The organism is Pseudomonas sp. B2M1-30, from assembly GCF_025447575.1.
Taxonomy (GTDB): domain Bacteria; phylum Pseudomonadota; class Gammaproteobacteria; order Pseudomonadales; family Pseudomonadaceae; genus Aquipseudomonas; species Aquipseudomonas botevensis.
Genome location: NZ_JAOEJT010000034.1, coordinates 1 through 827 on the forward strand (window position 1 = coordinate 1; position 827 = coordinate 827).

The window sequence follows — 827 nt, forward strand, 5'->3', positions numbered from 1 at the left end:
GTGTAGTCCAGGCGGTACGTTTCGCCGGACTCGTTCTCGATTTCCGTCAGCCGCAGTTGCGCGTGGTCGTAGCGGTATTGCAGGCGGGTGCCGTCGGGGTTGATCCGCCGACTGACCAGGTGCAGGTCGTCGTCATACTCGTAGCGGGTGAGGCGCCCCAATTCATCCTGCTCGGCGGTGACCTGACCGTAGGCGCTGTAGCGGTAGGCACGGCTGGCGCCGGTGGGCAACGTCGTTTGCAGCAGTCGGCCCACGGCGTCCCAGGCATGACGGGTGACGGCGCCGTGTTCGTCCCGGGTTGTCGTCCGCCGCCCCAGAGCGTCGTAGGAAAACCGCCGCACGCCGCCATCAGGCAGGGTTTCTTCGATCAACTGGCCGAGGTCGTTCCAGGCAAACACATGCCGCGCGGTGTCCGGATAACGGATCGACAGCAGCCGCCCCTGCGGGTCGTAGTGGTAGTGGGTGACCTGGCCGTCGGGATCGACCGCCTCGGTGACATCGCCCTGAGGATTGCGCCGGTAGGTCCACACCGCTTCGCCACGGGTACGGCTGTGCAGGAAACCGTGGCGGTAGTCGTAGGACGTTGGCGCATCTTCCGGCGGAAGCAGCGCCACCAACCGTCCGGCAGCGTCGTAGCGGTATTCGGTGACGGCGCCGAGCGGATCCTGTTCGGCGATCAGCCGACCCTGGGCGTCATAGCGCTTGAGGTGTTCAGCGCCGTTGGCCTCGACCTTGCGCACCAGCCGCGCGCTGTCGTCGTGGACGTAAACCTCTTCGGTGCCATCGACGTATTGCACCGTGACGCGGCCGGCGTCATCCCAGACGTA

The 827-nt window shown here is 66.1% G+C and carries 1 pseudogene; it reads right to left on the reverse strand.

Annotated elements, in window-relative coordinates:
* Positions 1-827, reverse strand: a pseudogene (locus N8H74_RS29190) (type IV secretion protein Rhs); the annotation flags it as partial.